At 33.6% G+C, this 17,836-nt stretch carries 21 protein-coding genes; 3 read left to right on the plus strand and 18 right to left on the minus strand.

Annotated features, from left to right (window positions below; translation table 11 throughout):
- Positions 1–168 precede the first annotated feature (168 nt).
- From fmt to AA088_RS07585, 3 genes are read right to left on the minus strand one after another with little or no spacing between them, the layout of a single operon-like run.
- Entirely contained in the window at positions 169–1,116 is a 948-nt protein-coding gene (gene fmt / locus AA088_RS07575) for a methionyl-tRNA formyltransferase (protein ID WP_046744360.1), read from the minus strand.
- A 3-nt stretch (positions 1,117–1,119) separates the two neighbouring features.
- On the minus strand, positions 1,120–3,018 hold the full coding sequence (locus tag AA088_RS07580) for a RecQ family ATP-dependent DNA helicase (RefSeq protein ID WP_046744361.1): 1,899 nt from the start codon (positions 3,016–3,018) through the stop codon (positions 1,120–1,122).
- The gene (locus tag AA088_RS07585) at positions 3,018–3,557 is read right to left on the minus strand and encodes an AAA family ATPase (RefSeq protein WP_046744362.1); all 540 of its coding nucleotides are present in this window, start codon (positions 3,555–3,557) and stop codon (positions 3,018–3,020) included. Before AA088_RS07585 ends, AA088_RS07580 begins: the two co-directional genes overlap by 1 nt.
- Positions 3,558–3,654: 97 nt before the next feature.
- Here AA088_RS07585 and AA088_RS07590 point away from each other — a divergent pair, with 97 nt between their 5' ends.
- The 3 genes from AA088_RS07590 to murA all read left to right on the plus strand — a co-directional run bounded on the left by AA088_RS07590 (position 3,655) and on the right by murA (position 6,016).
- Positions 3,655–3,945, plus strand: coding sequence for a DUF493 family protein (locus AA088_RS07590; RefSeq protein ID WP_046744580.1), 291 nt, complete (start codon positions 3,655–3,657; stop codon positions 3,943–3,945).
- A 102-nt stretch (positions 3,946–4,047) separates the two neighbouring features.
- Positions 4,048–4,689 carry a DUF4290 domain-containing protein gene (locus tag AA088_RS07595; RefSeq protein ID WP_046744363.1) on the plus strand — a complete coding sequence of 214 codons (642 nt, stop codon included), beginning with the start codon at positions 4,048–4,050 and terminating at the stop codon, positions 4,687–4,689.
- Positions 4,690–4,708: 19 nt separating this feature from the next.
- Positions 4,709–6,016 (plus strand): UDP-N-acetylglucosamine 1-carboxyvinyltransferase, encoded by a 1,308-nt coding sequence (gene murA / locus AA088_RS07600; RefSeq protein WP_046744364.1) that lies wholly within the window; start codon positions 4,709–4,711, stop codon positions 6,014–6,016.
- Between the two features lie 61 nt (positions 6,017–6,077).
- Here the strand turns inward: murA and AA088_RS17595 are convergent, their stop codons facing one another.
- The 15 genes from AA088_RS17595 to AA088_RS07675 form a co-directional block, all read right to left on the minus strand.
- A complete protein-coding gene (locus AA088_RS17595) occupies positions 6,078–6,911 on the minus strand; it encodes an OmpA family protein (protein WP_052752818.1) in 834 nt (277 codons plus the stop codon).
- A gap of 109 nt (positions 6,912–7,020) precedes the next feature.
- Positions 7,021–7,983, minus strand: coding sequence for a fasciclin domain-containing protein (locus AA088_RS07610; protein ID WP_046744365.1), 963 nt, complete (start codon positions 7,981–7,983; stop codon positions 7,021–7,023).
- Positions 7,984–8,124: 141 nt separating this feature from the next.
- A complete protein-coding gene (locus AA088_RS07615; protein ID WP_046744366.1) occupies positions 8,125–9,426 on the minus strand; it encodes a cryptochrome/photolyase family protein in 1,302 nt (433 codons plus the stop codon).
- Positions 9,416–9,904 carry an SRPBCC family protein gene (locus AA088_RS07620; protein ID WP_046744367.1) on the minus strand — a complete coding sequence of 163 codons (489 nt, stop codon included), beginning with the start codon at positions 9,902–9,904 and terminating at the stop codon, positions 9,416–9,418. The genes AA088_RS07615 and AA088_RS07620 overlap by 11 nt, the downstream gene beginning before the upstream one ends.
- A 6-nt stretch (positions 9,905–9,910) precedes the next feature.
- Positions 9,911–10,372, minus strand: a complete 462-nt coding sequence (locus AA088_RS07625) for a TspO/MBR family protein (protein ID WP_046744368.1) — start codon at positions 10,370–10,372, stop codon at positions 9,911–9,913.
- A 3-nt stretch (positions 10,373–10,375) separates the two neighbouring features.
- Positions 10,376–11,059 (minus strand): SDR family NAD(P)-dependent oxidoreductase, encoded by a 684-nt coding sequence (locus AA088_RS07630; protein ID WP_046744369.1) that lies wholly within the window; start codon positions 11,057–11,059, stop codon positions 10,376–10,378.
- 90 nt (positions 11,060–11,149) lie between these two features.
- Positions 11,150–11,353, minus strand: coding sequence for a hypothetical protein (locus AA088_RS07635; protein WP_046744370.1), 204 nt, complete (start codon positions 11,351–11,353; stop codon positions 11,150–11,152).
- 4 nt (positions 11,354–11,357) lie between these two features.
- Positions 11,358–12,059 (minus strand): GTP cyclohydrolase I FolE, encoded by a 702-nt coding sequence (gene folE, locus AA088_RS07640; protein WP_046744371.1) that lies wholly within the window; start codon positions 12,057–12,059, stop codon positions 11,358–11,360.
- Positions 12,060–12,160: 101 nt separating this feature from the next.
- Positions 12,161–12,439 (minus strand): TIGR03643 family protein, encoded by a 279-nt coding sequence (locus AA088_RS07645; protein WP_046744372.1) that lies wholly within the window; start codon positions 12,437–12,439, stop codon positions 12,161–12,163.
- Entirely contained in the window at positions 12,436–12,942 is a 507-nt protein-coding gene (locus AA088_RS07650) for a hypothetical protein (RefSeq protein WP_241483395.1), read from the minus strand. Before AA088_RS07650 ends, AA088_RS07645 begins: the two co-directional genes overlap by 4 nt.
- A 61-nt stretch (positions 12,943–13,003) precedes the next feature.
- On the minus strand, positions 13,004–14,428 hold the full coding sequence (locus AA088_RS07655) for an SDR family oxidoreductase (protein WP_046744373.1): 1,425 nt from the start codon (positions 14,426–14,428) through the stop codon (positions 13,004–13,006).
- Positions 14,429–14,434: 6 nt separating this feature from the next.
- Positions 14,435–15,049: a flavin reductase family protein gene (locus AA088_RS07660; protein WP_046744374.1), complete on the minus strand. Its 615-nt coding sequence runs from the start codon at positions 15,047–15,049 to the stop codon at positions 14,435–14,437.
- Complete coding sequence (locus AA088_RS07665; protein WP_046744375.1) at positions 15,049–16,359, minus strand: ABC1 kinase family protein; 1,311 nt, start codon at positions 16,357–16,359, stop codon at positions 15,049–15,051. The genes AA088_RS07660 and AA088_RS07665 overlap by 1 nt, the downstream gene beginning before the upstream one ends.
- Positions 16,359–17,018 carry a TetR family transcriptional regulator C-terminal domain-containing protein gene (locus AA088_RS07670; RefSeq protein WP_046744376.1) on the minus strand — a complete coding sequence of 220 codons (660 nt, stop codon included), beginning with the start codon at positions 17,016–17,018 and terminating at the stop codon, positions 16,359–16,361. Before AA088_RS07670 ends, AA088_RS07665 begins: the two co-directional genes overlap by 1 nt.
- Before the next feature lie 143 nt (positions 17,019–17,161).
- Positions 17,162–17,821: an MIP/aquaporin family protein gene (locus AA088_RS07675; protein ID WP_046744377.1), complete on the minus strand. Its 660-nt coding sequence runs from the start codon at positions 17,819–17,821 to the stop codon at positions 17,162–17,164.
- Positions 17,822–17,836: the final 15 nt, after the last annotated feature.

Raw genomic sequence — 17,836 nt, forward strand, 5'->3', positions numbered from 1 at the left:
AATTGTTGGTTAAACATTATTTTTTAAAAGCAGTACAAATTTATACGGATTTCTTTCCCATGCAAGTAATGACGCGGGAAAACCGCGTTTTTGTTGATAACTTCATGTGATTGTTAATAAACATGGCTGTTTTTTGTTGTTTTTCTCTGATGTCAGTAAATATAAGGGCTACGAGAATTTTGCGTCTTTTTCAAAATGAAATCCGTTTAGTAAAGCGACAATATCCATAGAACGTTTTCCTGGAAGCTGTACTACTTTAAGATGAATATACCCTTCTTTGACAGCAATTTTAGCTTCTTTTTTATTACTAATTACTTCACCAACAGTATATGAATGTATTGTTTTCTCCTTTTCAACTTCGTATAATTTGACAGATAGTTCATCTGTTCCATTATGTAAAGTAGCCCAAGCAGCAGGGTAAGGACTTAAACCACGAATTTTATTGTAAATCGTGTCTATGGAATCATTCCAATCAATTTTACAAGTATCTCTGTGAATCTTGTACGCTGTTTTAATATCGTCTGTCTGCGGTTGAATTGTTGTAGAAATATTATCTTCTGCGATGTGTTGAACAGTTTTGACCACTAATTTACTTCCTACATTCATAAGCTTGTCATGTAGAGAACCAGCGTTTTCGGTAGGATCAATTGGTACTTCTTCTTGAAATATCATTGCTCCAGTATCAATTTTTTCATCAATAAAGAAAGTAGTAACGCCAGTTTTGGTTTCTCCGTTGATGATTGCCCAATTAATTGGTGCTGCTCCACGATAATCAGGAAGCAACGAAGCATGTAAATTAAACGTTCCGTATGCTGGCATTTGCCATACTACTTTGGGTAGCATTCTAAAGGCTACTACGATTTGTAAATTGGCTTGTAACGATTTTAATTCTTCTATAAACGATTCTCTTTTTAGATTGGTTGGTTGCATTACATGTAAATTGTTTGCAAGAGCAAACTTTTTTACAGCCGATTGGTTCATTTTTCTTCCACGTCCAGCAGGCTTATCAGGAGCTGTTATTACTCCAACTACATTGTATTGAGCATTTAATAAGGCTTGTAAAGTAGCAACCGCAAAATCAGGAGTTCCCATAAAAACAATTCTTAGGTCTCTCATATATTATAAGGTATAGGTTTGTGTTTTTGTTAATTTGATTTGATTAGATTCCAAAAGTAATTGAATAATCGCTAAAATCAATTCTTCTCGATACGGTAATACACTACAAAGCTCATTTGAATTCATTTCCTTTTTTTGAAGACATTTTAGTATATCATCTTTAATAACGATTTGCAATTCATTAGAAGGTCTTGTTATTTTTTGTGTTTTACAGACAGAGCAAATGCCACATGGCTTTTTTTCTTCCTCACCAAAATAGGAGAGAAGTTGTATGTTTTTACAAGTTTCACGATTTTTTATGTAATCAATAACTGCCTGAACACGTGTTTTCTTTAGTTCGTTTTGTACGTTTACTTCTTTAGCAATTCTATGAATGGTTTTGTCATCTTCACGAGCTACTAGGAATGTAATTTCGGCATCCGTCTTTATTTCTTCTAAAGAAATGATTTCATCTTTTGCCAATTGACGAATAACAGCAATGATTTTTTCTTTGGGTAATCCTAATTTCTGAGAAATAAATGCTGTGTTGATATTTATTTTTTGCTCAAAGGCACCGCCATACATACGTAAAATGGCTTGTGAGATGAGGTTTAGGCTAGAATTAGTCTCTAAATATTCTAAAAGATTGTGTTGATCTACAATAAATTGCAGTGTTGTCTTTTTAAAGAAATTTTGAGACAATTGCACAATGCTGTGTCTGTCCAATAACTGTAAAGCTGCATACGTTTTTTGTGAAGGAAATTGATATGCTTTGCAAAATTCATAAAACGCAAAAGCATGTTTAGTATCATATCCTTCTCCGTAGGCAATCTGAAAAAAATTGCATAATTTTCTAAACACTAATTTTAAAAATTCTACATCAGGTACGTTTTGAATAAACTGTTGTTGTAGCACACGAATGTCATCTTCATCTGTTAAAATGATTGCATTTGCAGAATCTCCATTTCTGCCCGCACGTCCAGCTTCTTGATAATAATTTTCCAAGCAATCAGGCAACTGTACGTGAATCACATTTTTTACATCAGCTTTATCGATTCCCATACCGAAAGCATTGGTAGCAACAATAGTTTGTACGCTACCGCTCAACCATTTTTGTAAACTTTCTTTTTTTTCTTCAGAAGAAAGACCTCCGTGAAAAAATATACTTGTAAGTCCTTTTCGAAGAAGTGCTTCATGAATAGTTGTTGTACTTTTGCGATTTCGAGTGTATATAATACATGACTGAGGATACTTACGAAGCGTTTTTTCTATAGTTGTTATTTTATGCTCTGTTTCATACACATTATACGAAATGTTTTTGCGTGAAAACGATTGCTGAAATTTATGTACATTTTTTAAATGTAAACTATGTATAATGTCATCTACAACGGTAGGAGTTGCCGTGGCAGTTAGTGCAATACAAGGAATGCTAGGTAAAAACGCTCGTAGGGTATGAATGTTTTTATAAGCCGGTCTAAAATCATTTCCCCATTGCGAAATACAGTGAGCTTCATCAACAGCGATTAAATTAACGTGCATTTGACGAATACGTTCCTGAATAATTTCTTGTTGCAATCGTTCTGGAGAGATATATAAAAACTTATAATTTCCATACACACAATTGTCTAATAACGCACTAATTTCATTACTTTTTAAGCCACCAGTAATGGCAATTGCTTTGATTCCGTTGGCTTTTAAATTGGCTACTTGATCTTGAATAAGCGCAACCAAAGGAGAAATAACAATACAAATACCATCCATTTGTAAGGCAGGAATTTGGAAACAAATTGATTTTCCGCCACCAGTTGGCAAAAGAGCTAAAGTGTCTTGTTGCTGAAGAACAGAGGCAATGATTTCTGCTTGCAAAGGGCGAAAAGATGTGTGTCCCCAATATTTTTCTAATAGTGCAAGCGAGTTTGACATTATTGAGTAAGCGTATTAAGAATAAATGAAATGCGTTCGTCAACAGTTCCAAAAGGTACATCAATTAATTGATAACCATAATTTTCATAAGCAGCAATTAAGTACTGCTGAATTTTCAGAGCCTGTTCAAAACTTTCGTAACGTTCATTATCTTGTTCATAAATTTCTTTCCATGGAGCAAGCATAAAAGCAACGTCGTATTTATGAGATTTACAGGCATCACGAAACAAATCAGGATATGTATCTCCAGTATAATCCATATAGGCAGCTACATCAGGAATTCCACGATCGTAGAAAGCAAAGGGAACTCTCAGTTGTTCGGCATCTTGAAATTGCTGAATTCTGCCTTTGAGTAGCAGTTCACTAAATAATAAAGGTTGTGTTAAAAATAGCTGCTCAATTCCTTTTTTTTGAGCAGCAGCAGTCACTTCACGTGAAATTTCATGAAAACAGGTATGTCCATTTTCTTCTAAAGCGGAGATTAATGTTGATTTTCCTGTACCAGGTCCGCCTATAATCAGTATTCTCTTTGTATTCAATCTAACTAATTTATGTGGTAAAATTACGCAAATTGAAAGGAATATGAAAGTTTTGAAAGAAGCTGTATCTTTGCAGCTCACTAAGAAAAAAGAGAGAATGAGTACAAAAAACGATTCGCAAGCGTTTTATGCGAAATTAAAAACTCAATTAGAAGAAACAACGCAATTTCCAACGTTGTATATGTACAAATTTATTGTGCCTTCAAGTGAAAGTAAAATTCAACAAGTACACAAAGTATTTGATAACATGGGGGCGGTTATTGATACCAAGCAATCTTCAAAAGGAACCTATACTAGTGTTACCATTACAGTCAACATGGAAAGTGCTGATGCGATAATTGCTAAATACAAGGAAGTAAGCGTAGTGGAAGGGATAATTTCTTTATAGGAGTTACGGTATCTAGTTTTTTTTTACTATTTTGCAATCACAAAATAATCTTCTCTAGAACTTTATTTTACTTCAATATTTACCTTACAAATATATTACATTTTGATTGAGCAGTTAGAGTATAATACAGAGCGACAACGATTAATTATTCCTGAGTATGGACGACATATACAAAAGATGATTAATGAGGCAGTCGCTACCGAAGATGCCGAAGAGCGAAACCAACAAGCCAAAGCCATTATTGGGGTAATGGGAAATTTACAGCCGCATTTACGCGATGTGCCTGATTTTCAGCATAAATTATGGGATCAGTTATTTATTATGTCTGATTTTAAGCTTGATGTAGATTCACCTTTTCCAAAACCATCACGTGAATTACTGCAAGAACGACCTGACCGATTGGATTATCCGCAAAACTTCCCTAAGTATCGTTTCTATGGAAATAATATCAAACGGATGATTGATGTGGCAAATAGTTGGGATGATGGAGATATGAAGGAAGCACTAGAATATGCAATTGCAAATCACATGAAAAAGTGTTACCTCAATTGGAACAAAGATACAGTTGAAGACGAAGTAATCTTCAAGCATTTATACAAATTAAGTGGCGGGAAAATTGATCTTGCTTCCAATGATGAAGACTTATCTGATGCTTCAAACTTAATGAAGCAACGAAAAAAGTTTTCTAATAATAAAAATCAACAACGTAATAATAAAAATCGCAATAACAGAAAGCGTTACTAAATAATCACACTACTATTTTATGGGGACTTTTAAGATTGAAGGTGGTCATCAGCTCAAAGGAAGTATTCAACCGCAAGGCGCCAAAAATGAAGCACTACAAATTCTTTGTGCTGTATTGTTAACATCTGAAAAAGTTACAATCAGTAATATACCAGATATTGTTGATGTTAATAAACTGATAGCACTTTTAGGAAACTTAGGTGTGAAAATTCAAAAAAACGGTCCGGGTTCGTACACGTTTCAATCAGATGATGTTAACTTAAGTTATTTAGAATCAGAGCAATTTAAAGAAGAAGGACGTGGTTTGAGAGGTTCTATTATGATTGTAGGCCCTTTATTAGCACGTTTTGGAAAAGGATATATCCCAAAACCTGGAGGCGATAAAATTGGGCGTAGACGTTTAGACACACATTTTGAAGGTTTTATAAAGCTTGGAGCCAAATTTAGATATAATCGTGAAGACTATTTTTATGGTGTAGAAGCCAAAAAACTTCAAGGAACATACATGCTGTTGGATGAAGCTTCTGTTACAGGAACTGCCAATATTGTTATGGCAGCTGTTTTAGCAGAAGGAATCACTACAATTTACAACGCAGCTTGTGAGCCATACTTGCAACAATTGTGTAAAATGCTTAATAGAATGGGCGCAAAAATTAGTGGCGTTGGTTCAAATTTATTACGCATTGAAGGTGTAGAGGAATTGGGAGGAACAAACCATCGAATGTTGCCTGATATGATTGAAATAGGAAGTTGGATTGGTTTGGCAGCAATGACAAAAAGTGAACTGACAATCAAAAATGTAAGCTGGGATGACCTCGGGCAAATTCCTGATGTATTTAGAAAACTTGGTATAACGGTTGAACACAAAGGAGAAGATATTTATGTGCCAGCACATAAAGATGGATATGAAATTCAAAACTATATTGACGGCTCTATTTTAACGATTTCAGATGCACCTTGGCCTGGGTTTACACCAGATTTGTTGAGTATTGTATTAGTGGTCGCTACACAAGCTCGTGGAAGTGTATTAATACACCAAAAGATGTTTGAAAGTCGCTTGTTTTTTGTCGATAAATTGATTGATATGGGAGCAAAAATTATATTATGTGATCCACACAGAGCTAGTGTCATTGGACATGATTTTAAGTCGCAACTTAAAGCAACTACCATGGTTTCTCCAGATATTAGAGCAGGAATTTCATTATTGATTGCTGCTTTATCAGCAAAAGGAACCTCTACAATTCACAATATTGAACAGATTGATCGTGGATATGAAAATATTGATGAGCGTTTACGCGCAATTGGCGCAAAGATTGTTCGTTTATAATCGAATCATCATAATCGATAAATTAAAAAAGAGCTATTGCGTATGATGTAATAGCTCTTTTTTAATTTTTAGTGATTTTAATTTCTACACGTCGATTGGCACTGCGGTCACGATTTCCTTTTTCGGGAAAGTGTAAAGGAGTTTTAAAAGCATATCCTTTATAGCTGAGACGATCTTTATCAATACCTCGATTGATTAGATAGTTATAAATAAAGCGAGCCCGATCAACAGAAAGTGTATATGTGCCTGTGTCACTATTTAAAGCATCAGAATCATCATCGCCACCGCAACATACATGACCTTGAACTTCAATATGAATGTTTCTGTTTTTGCGTAAAAAGCGAACTAATTTTTCCAGTTCTTTTTTAGAAGATTTGATAAGTGTAACTCTTCCTGTTTTAAAGTTAATTTTTCCTAAAGAATAAGAACTGCCCACTTTAAGTTCATTAGTGGGAACAACATAAATATTTTCTTTTCGCTCTGTTATTTTTGGTTTATGATCGTTCTTAGAAATTGTAATTGATACTTTTCTATGTTGCTGTATACCAATTTGTTCGTTTTTTTGAGAAGTTTCATTAGGGAGTTCACCTTTGGCTTCTTTTTCAATAGAATTTATGATTGATTCGTATTGTTTTTGAAGATAGGTAGTAACAGCATCAGCACGATCTTGAGACAGTTTAAGATTGAATGTTTCTGTATCTACAAAATCAGTATACCCTTTGATGACAAAGTTATAAGTAGTTGTAGTGTCTAAGTTTGCTAACTGTGCATCAATTTTTTTTTCATGTTTGGAAGACAAGGTGTATTTTCCTAAGTCAAAAAAAATGTCGAATTCAACTTCTTGTGCTAAACAAAAATGAATACTACCCAGAAAAATAAGAAGCAGACGTTTCATGAGTTCCTTTTTCAGAGTAAAAAGGTACAAAATTCTGTGAAAACATAAAGGCAACTATACACATAGTTGCCTTTACCAGTCTTAAAATGGTTTTGTGAATCTAATACACCTAATTTAGATTCGGTAAAATAACCTTATTAACAACATGAATTACACCATTCACTGCCTGAACATCGGTTACAATAATGTCACCGGTTCTATTGTTTTGGTCGGTAAAAGTTACACCGCCATTTGTATTTATAGTAAAGTTTGCTCCTAATGTATTAACCATCATTCCATCAGTAAGTGTTGTAGATACCACATTTGCTCCAGCAACCACGTGAGTATTTAAAGTAGCTTCCAAGGTTGCTGTAGGAATATCTGCTAGCGCATTCAACTCTAGTTCAGCTAATAAATTTGTAAATGCTTGATTGGTAGGGGCAAATACGGTAAAAGGAGCAGGAGCAGTTTTCGTACTTAATGTTTCAACATACGTAAACGATTCTTCTCTAGTTAACGCTTGAACTAATACATTGAAAGTTGCATCTGCAGTTGCAAAAGTAACAACTGTAGGCAAATCAATGACTGCGTTTACAGCGTGAATAATACCATTGTCTACAGGAACATTGGCTGTAGTTACAGCAGAAGTACCATTTAAAATGACTCCATTGCTAGTATTTACATGCATGTTAATTTTGTTACCAGTCGTTGCTTCTTCTGCCAACGTTTCAATATATCCTGTTGCTAAATCAGATGAGGTGTTAACTCCACTAATTACGTGGTTTAAAAGAACTTGGGTTAAAGTGTCAACTGGAACGTCATCCAAGCTAGCATATCCATTTGCTTGTAAATACGAACTAAATGCCGCATTATTTGGAGCAAAAACGGTATAGTTTGTGGTACCTGATAATACGGCTGTTAGATTGGCTCTTTCGAGTGCAGCTCCTAAAGAACTGTAATCTGGATTTGCTGCTACAAAGTCAGCAATTGTGTTGCTTTCAATTACTACATTAGTATCATCATCACTACATGAAGTGAACGCACATAATGCAATAAATAGAACCATAAGGATGGAAGTTGTTTTCTTTTTCATAACAATTTATTGCTTTTAATTAATTGATATATAACAGTCTATACAAAGATATTTATTTTGTTTAATATTTTTAATTAAATGTTAAACATTTCTAGTTAATTCTTTGTTAAAAATCAGTTGAAGGTTTTGGTAGCACACTAATTAATTATCAATTCCTTCTTTATAGGTTTCTAAACATCGCTCACGTGCAAATTTGTGTGCTACAATTTTATTTGGATAGGAATCTTTTTGGTACTCTGGTACCCATTTTTCTATGTATTTATAGGATTCATCATATTTTTTAATTTGTGATGTTGGATTGAAAATTCTAAAATAGGGAGCCGCATCACATCCTGTACCAGCTACCCATTGCCAATTTCCAACATTTTGCGCCAAATCAAAATCCAGTAATTTTTTAGCAAAGTACGATTCGCCCCAGCGCCAATCGATTAGCAAATGTTTACATAAAAAACTAGCAGTTATCATACGAACTCGGTTGTGCATGTAGCCAGATTCATTAAGTTCACGCATACCTGCATCTACTATGGGATACCCAGTTTTTCCGTTGCACCATGCTTTAAATTCTTCTTCATTATTACGCCATTTTATACCATCATATTTTGACTTGAAATTGTTAGTTACTGTTTCTGGATAATGCCATAAAATCTGCATAAAGAATTCACGCCAAATTAGTTCTTTTAAGAAAGTTTGATTGTCTGAATCTAGTCCTTTTTTAACACATTTACGAATACTTATAGTACCAAAGCGCAAATGCGGACTCAGTTTTGAAGTGCCTTCAATAGCAGGATAATTTCGTGTGTTTTCATACTCGTCAATCATATCTTCACTAATAGAGTATGGGGCTACTTTGATTTGAGACTCTTTGAATCCAATATCTTTAAGTGTTAGAGGAGGAAACGATTCTTTTGCAAAATTATCATAAAGGGCTGCACAGTTGACACTTTTATAATTTTCTTTTGATAGAGTGGCTAACCATTTTTTTGAATAGGGCGTATATACTACATATGGATCTCCATCATTTTTTACAATCTCATCTTTTTCAAAAATAACTTGATCCTTAAAAGTGTTAAATTTGATATTATTTTCTTCAAGAAATGCCTTTACTTCTTTGTCTCTCTGCGTTGCATACGGTTCATAATCATGATTCGTGTACACAGCAGCGAGATTAAACGTATCAATCAATTCTTTAAATACTTTTTTTGGTTTTCCTTGTTTTACTAATAGAGAAGAACCATATTCTTGCAACGTACTATTTATTTTTGTTAGTTCTTGATGAATAAAGGTTACTCGAGCATCGTTTTCAGGAAGTTTTTCTAAAATTTCGGTATCAAATATAAATAGTGAGATTACTTTTTTGCCTGAATTTAAGGCGTGATATAGGCCTATATTGTCTTCTATCCGTAAGTCTCTTCTATGCCAAAAAATGGTATATTTATTTTTCATAAGTGCCAAATAATTCAGTTAGTTTTTGTGTACGATATTCAAATATTTCTTTCAGTTTGGGTTGTACCAAGATAGGGTGAATAAGCCTTCCTAGAAAACCAAAAGGAACTTTATAATCTATGATGTCTTCCATTTCTATACCGCCAGGGATTTCTTTGATAAAGTGTTTGTGATGCCACATGGAATAGGGGCCAAAGCGTTGTTCATCAACAAAATAATGTTTGTCTTTTACATGTGTAATTTCGGTAACCCAGTGGGTTTTTATATTTAAAACGGGTGTTACAATGTATTGAATAATTTGTCCAGCATACATTTTATCTAACTTTTCAGTTAAAATGTGAAACCCCATATAATCAGGTGTAATTGTTTTTAGATTTTTAGGATCTGATAAAAAATCCCATGCTTCTTGCAAAGAAATGGGAATATTTTGTTTGGCATGAAGACGATATACAATTCCTTTTGTGGAGAATGTGAGCATACTTTTTTAATTATTTATGAGAATATAACCATTTAACGAACAGGCAACAAGTAACCATAACAAATAGGGAAGTATAAGGATTGTGTCTCTTTTCATAGAAGCTGTATATCTAATAGTGAATAGTGTAATAATCATTAGCAATAACACAAGAGTAATCATGCCTAAAGATACCAAGTGTTGATTAAAAAATAGGTAGTTCCAGCTCACATTAAGAATGAATTGTATAACAAAAAGTATGATAACGGTTTTTGAGTTTTTTATAAGAGTAAGCTTAGTCATATAAAAGGAAAAACAGATCATAATAGTTGTCCAAGCAAATCCAAATACCCAGCCTGGAGGAGTCCAAGGAGCTTTGCTTATTTTTATGTACCATTCGGATGTAGGGCCATTATTCATAAGGAGAGTCCCAATACCTAAAGCTCCGAAATTGATGATAAGAAAGATGAGTAATCGCAAATAATATTTCATAAACTATAATTTAACACTTACAATTCCACAGTCAATCGTAAAAATTTGCCCAGAAGTAGACCGCGCTTTTTCAGAAATAATGAAGTTTGCCATATCAGCTACTTCAGTTGAATCTAGAAATTTTTTCAAAGGATGTCGTTCTTTAATATTTTCAATCATCTTGTCATTACGCAGTAGTTTAGAAGCAAGTTCTGTATTGGTTACTGTTGGCGCTATGGCATTCACACGAATTGAAGGAGCGTATTCAGCAGCCAAAGTTTTGGTTAGTCCTTCCACAGCACTTTTTGCTGCCGCTATACTTGCGTGAAAAGGCATTCCTAATTGTGTAGCAACCGTACTAAAAAGCAAAATATTAGGGTCTGTTCCTTTTTTTAAAGAAGCAGTATATTTTTGAATAGCTTTTACAGCTCCAATCACATTAATTTCATAATCGCTTTTAAAATCGTTTATTGTTAAACGCCCCATAGGTTTCAAATTGATACTACCAGGACAATATACAAGAGTGTCTACATTGTCAATGTTTGGAAGTTCTTCAGTGAGTACGTCACATGAATGATGTATTAAATTTGAAGACTCTATTTTTGGAGCAGTGCGGCTGATGTTATGTACTTTATTTTCTTGTAATTGAGATTTAAGAATGGCGGCTCCAATTCCTTTGCTACCACCAATAATTACTATATTTTTCATTTATTGAGTTATTTTAGGGTATCTATGAATACATTACAATGCTAATAGTATAAGACCATTAGCATTGTAAAAAAACATTTTTGGGATGTGTTATTTTAAACGTTTTTCATATTTGCGTTTGATTGCAGTCAATCGTTTCATGATATCCATGATGGCAGGATCTTTTTTTTGTTTATAAATTTCATTAAGACTTAAAATCAAACGTTTTGCTTCTCGTGTTGCAGTAATTTTGTCGCTTCTAGATATGAACTTCCTTTTTTCAAAGTCCATAACCTCGGAAAAAATAGGTACCATAATGTTAATTGTTTAAAAAGTTTTGTAATTCTAGAATTTTTTCTGGTGTGTTGAAGGTGCCACCGTAGTAAGAAGTGATCGTAGTAGAGGAGTCGTCTTTTACTCCTCGAGAAGATACACATAAGTGTTTGGCATCTATGATCACGGCAATGTCATCAGTTTGTAATATTTCGCTTAAATCTTTTGCAATTTGATTGGTTAATCGCTCTTGTACTTGTGGGCGTTTGGCGTAATATTGTACAATTCTGTTAAGTTTCGATAATCCAATTACTTTCCCAGAAGAGATGTATGCCACATGTGCTTTTCCAATAATAGGCACAAAGTGATGTTCACAATTCGAGTAAAATTGAATATTCTTTTCAATCAGCATTTGATTGTATTGATATTTGTTGTCAAAGAGTGCTACTTTTGGTTTGTTTTTGGGATCTAAACCAGAAAAAATCTCTTCAATATACATTTTAGCAACTCTAGAAGGAGTGCCTTTTAATGAATCGTCAGTTAAATCTAGTCCGAGAATTTCCATAATTTTAGAAAAGTGGTATGCAATTTTTTCTTTCTTTTCATCATCGGACAGGTCGAAAGCATCTGAACGCATTGGTGTTTCCATACCAGTGAGTAAATGTTCGTCACCAATCTCATCATGATGAAATCCATTTAGAGAAATTGGACTTTCATGTAGGTGGTTTAGAACGTCAGCAGTTTTCATATTTTTTGTTTAATTAATTTTATATAAATTTAAACAAAAAAGAATGAGAAATTATACTTGTTTATGTTTTTTAACAAAATATTAAACAAATATTCGATGAGTTACCTTTTGGAAATTTTATTATTGCTAATGGAGCGTTGTCGAGAACATTTAAAACGACCAGGAATGAAAGCGCGTTTCTTTTGATGTTTGGTTTTTCGTCCTGAAACACGTTTTCTCCATAGTTTAAAGCTCGAACGTTTTATATGGGTTCGCATCAACTCAATTACTTCTTGTTCTTTAAGCCCAAACTGAAATTCGATAGCATCAAATGTAGTACGGTCTTCCCATGCCATTTCAATAATTCTATCGAGTTGTCTTGAATTTAAGTGCTGTTTCATTCTGCGTAATACTCTGTTGTGTTGAGAACTGTATTTTTTTGTGTTTTCAATTTTTGGATAAATGATTTGTTTTCAGCGTATAATTTGTTTTTTTCAAAGCGAACAAAGTTGCCTTCTGCATGTATGCTAAAAAATGAAGTATTATATATATGTAATTTATAGTAAGGAATAGCCCAAGAATAACTAGTAAGTTTTTTGTGAATATGAACCACAATCCCTTTTGGACGTAATTCAATACTTCCATAATTTAAATCGGCCGTTGTTTGTAAACATTGTAGCATCTTTGGGCTAATTTCTCTGATAATCATTCTTTTTGACCCAATACCTTTAAGCATGATACGTTGTCTCCACGAAAATTGTTTTCCAATATATAAATCGATTGATTTTTCGGTTTCTTTATTTGTATATGTGGTATTAACAATCATTAGGAAGTTCTTTTTCGATTGGTTGTTGTATGTTTTTCTACCAGAAGCTATCACATTGAAAATGCGCTTTATTATCATGCAGACGGGAATTGCGTCTAAAGCATGATATTGATTTTTACTGTTCCTTTAGAGTTCATTTTTATGCATCTTTTTGAACAAGTTTATTAATCATTCCTCTAAATATAAATCCGTGAAAAGGGAATACTGCATACCAGTATACTCGCCCCCAAATTCCTTTAGGTCTAAAAATAGCACGTTGCCACAGATAGTTTTTCTCTATTTTAAATTCAAGCCAAGCTTCTCCAGGAAGGCGCATTTCTGCAAACAGTAGTAAGCGTTTTTCTTCTCTGCTGGCATACAATACGCGCCAAAAATCTAAAGGATCGCCAGCACTAAGCTTCGTTTGATGCGTCCGACCACGACGTAAACCTATACCACCAACCATTTTATCAAGATAGCCTCGTATTTTCCATAAAAAAGTAGCATAATACCATCCATTGTTTCCTCCAATTGCCCAGATTTTATCAAGAGTTTGCTCCTCGTCAATAATCTTTCTTTTTTTGATGTCTTTAAAACATCCATACTCAGGTACTTTAATGTAACGAGAAATTTTTTCACGAAAACGACCGCTAATTAGAGAATCTTTCCAACTAGAGATTACACTATTTTGCTCGATTTTTATAAAAGCCTTTTTAACCGCTTTTTTGTAGGACATCGGTTGAATATCTAATATTTTATTGATATTGCTCGGCTTTCCAATTACTTCAACTTTCATACTATCAACCAAGTTTTTAGCCAACTTGTATGAAGTTGTGGTGATAAAGTACAACCAATAAGAAGACAATTTAGGAGTCATCACAGGAACAGAAATAATGGTACGTTGTAATCCACGAACTTCTGCAAATTGTGCAATCATTTCTTTGTACGTAAGTGTATCAGGACCAAAAATATCGTACGATTGATTATATACTTGATTGTTGCCAATTGCTTTGGTCAAATATTCCAAGACATTTCGAATTGCAATAGGTTGCGATTTAGTTTTAATCCATTTTGGCGCAATCATGATAGGAAGTTTTTCAGTAAGATCACGAATAATCTCAAAAGAGGCACTTCCGCTTCCAACAATAATTCCTGCTCTAAATGTTGTTAAAGCATACGAGTTAGAAGCTAATAGTGTTTCAACATTTTTGCGTGATTGTAAATGTTTTGAAAGTTGTTGGTCGTTTACAATTCCACTAAGATAAATGACTTGCTGCACTTTGGTCTTTTGCATGTAGGTTTTAAAATGGATTGCGCAATCACGTTCCATTTTTTCAAACTGTGTTGAAGACGACATCGAGTGAATTAAATAATAGGCAATGTCTATATTCGTTGGAATGTTGCGTAAACTTTCAGCATTTAAAAAATCAACTTCAATTAGTTCTATCGAACCATGTTCTGAGATTTCTTCTGGGACACGTTGCGTATCTCTTACACAGCACACCAAATAATGTCCCATTTCTAGCAGAATAGGAATGAGTCGTTTGCCTATATATCCTGTAGCTCCTGTAAGTAGAATTCGCATATTGCTTTATTTGGGACGTTGGTATGAATAACGATTGTGTTTTTTGGGGATAGCATATCCATCCAATCCGTTAATTGTAGCCGTTTCTGCTTTAATCAAATTGATAAAACCATCATTTTCAAGTAGTTCATCATGAATATACAAATGCTCAATTTGTCCTACTATTAAGATTGTATCATTTTCTCTAATTAAATATTCGCTTACGAATTGCATGCCTATTTGTACAGGGCAGCCTTTAACATAAGGTGCTGCAAAATTATCTTTGTATTCTCGTTCTAAATTCGTTTTATCAAATTCAGATATTTCTTTAGGGTATTTTGCAGATGTATGATGTGCTTCTTTGGTAATTTTATGATGGATATGATTGATTGTATATTTTCCAGTTTCTTTGATGTTTTCGTAAGTATTTCGAGGAACAACGGCTGGTCTGGTAATGAATCCTAATAATGGAGGATTAGAGCCTAAATGTGTTACAGAACTAAACACAGCGACATTGGTCAAACCATCAACTGATTGTGTGCTGATGAGATTTGCCGATTTATATCCCGCACAACTGTTTATTAAGTTGATTCGATATAATTTGTCCATTTGATCAATATCACTGCGTGTAATTTGGGGCATTATAAATTTTTAAAATTGTTAATTTTTACCTCTGTAGCCTTAAGGTCATGAAGCAAATTATAAAGTCCAAAAAATGTTCTATTCATGTATATAAAGTGTTTTGAACCTCTATTTCCATTCATGCTTCTCAATTGCGTGTTTTTGGCATAGCGTTCACCAATAGCTGCTATTTTTCCAAAAAATACTTCGTCTGAAAAATCAAATGTATCTACATTAAAAGGTGTTGTAAAGAGTCCTAATAATTCATGAAACATTTCGGAAAAGAAGCTTATTTCTTCTTCGGAATCATCTTCTCGGAGAATTTCTAATTCATATAATTTTTGCATGAACATTTTGGAATCATTCAACGTTTCTTTGTTTGCCAATTCGAAATAGGGGATGTAAAAATCTTCTGGAATGGCTTTCATACAACCAAAATCAAGCACAATCAATTTTCCATCATCCGAAACTAGGAAGTTTCCTGGATGCGGATCGGCATGTACTTTTCGATATTCATGAATTTGGAACATGTAAAAATCCCAAAGAGTTTGTCCTAATAGGTTTGCTGTTTTTAGATCGGTATTTCTGGCGGTAAACTCAGAAAGATGCTCTCCTTGCATCCAATCCATCGTTATGATTCGCTCTGATGAGAGCGAATCATAATAAGTTGGAAATAATATATTTGGCAAATGTCTACATGCATCAGAAACTTCTTTACTTTGTTTTATTTCAAGTAAATAATTAGTTTCTTCAGTGAGTTTTTCTTCTACTTCTTTAAAATATTTGTCAGAACCTTTTCCTGTAATGTTAAACATTCGCATAGCAATGGGTTTCACTAGAGCTAAGTCGGTAGAGATGCTTTCAGCAACTCCAGGATATTGAATTTTCACAGCAAGTTTTTTCCCGTTTTTCTCAGCCAAATGAACTTGACCTATGCTAGCGGCATTTAGAGAAGTAGAATTGAATGAATCAAAAATCTCACTTGGCGCTTTGCCAAAATATTTTTTAAATGTTTTGATAACTAATGGAGGTGATAAAGGAGGAACCGAAAATTGTGATAATGAAAACTTCTCTACATACGCTCTTGGTAGAATGTTTTTTTCCATGCTGAGCATTTGTGCTACTTTTAAGGCACTTCCTTTTAGGCTTTTAAGTCCATCATAAATATCTTCTGCGTTGGATTCATTTAAACGTTCTTTAGCTTCTTCTTCAGAATTAATGAGTTTATCACCATAATATTTGAGATAATTAACACCCACTTTAGCACCTGTAGCAACTAATTTGCTTGCGCGTTGAATTTTACCAATAGGAATCTTGTCAATTGTTTTCATTAGGATTTGATGTCAAATTTTTCTTTAAAAATGAATTTGCCAAAATCAAACAGGCTTTTCAAAGGTGTATTGTCAATTAAATCAAAGCTGGCGTTGACTGATTTTTCAATATACTGATCTGTTTTGTCAAAGCTTGGAGACGAATCATCTAACCAGAATTTCAGTGTGAGTAAAAATTGTATCCAAGCAGACTCTTCGATGGCCTTATTTTGAATTTTCTCGAATCGTTCTTGATTAAGGTCTAGCGTTTTAAGATCTAAACTTTTTATGAAATCTTGAAATACTTGTTTTAATCCTTTCAATAATTTAAGTGATTGTAGTGGCTTTTTTTCTGCCGTGAGGCTATATACTACATAGCTTCTATTGGCAGTCAGTTGTTCAAAGAATGTATAGTAAAAACTTAAGAGTTTATTTCGTGCATCAAATAATAGAAACTCATCGCTTTTGGATAAAAGCGCTATTGTATTGGTTCCAAATGTGGTAAAAATGTTTTCTTCTAAAGTTTGAAAAGATGTATAAAACGCATAAAATTTTCCTTCTTCAAAATTATTTTCTTTAGCAAAGGTATACACATTTTTAGGCTGTTCTCCGTGTTCAAGAACATAATCCATATATGCAGTGATTATAAAATCGGTAGTTATATTTTTTTTCTTCGCCATGATGTATATTTTAAAACTATGTAAAAATACAAAATGTTTAACTTTTTTTAATTAAAATTAAACAAAAAGTTTTCTTAAAATTGAAGGCGAGCTTTTCTTTGTAGAAAAGTATACAATGAAGAGAAAAAATTGAATTTTAATAATTAACAGTTTGCATCACAGCATTGATCGTCTTTGACTAATTTACAACTTACTACGGCAACAAGGGCTCCCAAAATAGGAGCTAGTATATAAAGCCATAAATCTGTTAATTGACCAGAGATTAAAGCAGGGCCAAGAGAACGCGCCGGATTCATAGAAGCTTTGGTCATAGGCCCCGCAAACATAGCTTCTAATAATACAACTCCACCTACAGCAATTCCTGCCATAGTTCCTGTTTCTTTACTTCCTGTAGATACATTGATAATAACAACCATTAGGAAAAAAGTTAATAAAAATTCTAAAATGAACGCTTTCCATGCAACAATGGAAGGAATTGTAGCTCCTAGCGTTTCACTTTGCGGCCATAATATAAATACGAATACACTGGCTACAATAGCTCCTAAACTTTGAGCTAAAATATATTTAGGGACTTCTTTAGTGGGAAATTTTTTTGCGTACGAAAATGCAATTGTGACAGCTGGGTTAAAATGAGCTCCTGAAATTTCAGCGAATGCGTAAATCATTCCCATTACAATTAATCCCCAAGTAATGGCAACACCAGGATGCGTTATGACACCTGTGATGTCGTTGACAACCATAGCAGCTGTTCCACAAAAAACCATAGAAAAAGTTCCTATAAATTCGGCAATGTAATTTTTCATTATTCTAAAAATTTC

Source organism: Kordia zhangzhouensis (genome assembly GCF_001005305.1).
GTDB classification, from domain to species: domain Bacteria; phylum Bacteroidota; class Bacteroidia; order Flavobacteriales; family Flavobacteriaceae; genus Kordia; species Kordia zhangzhouensis.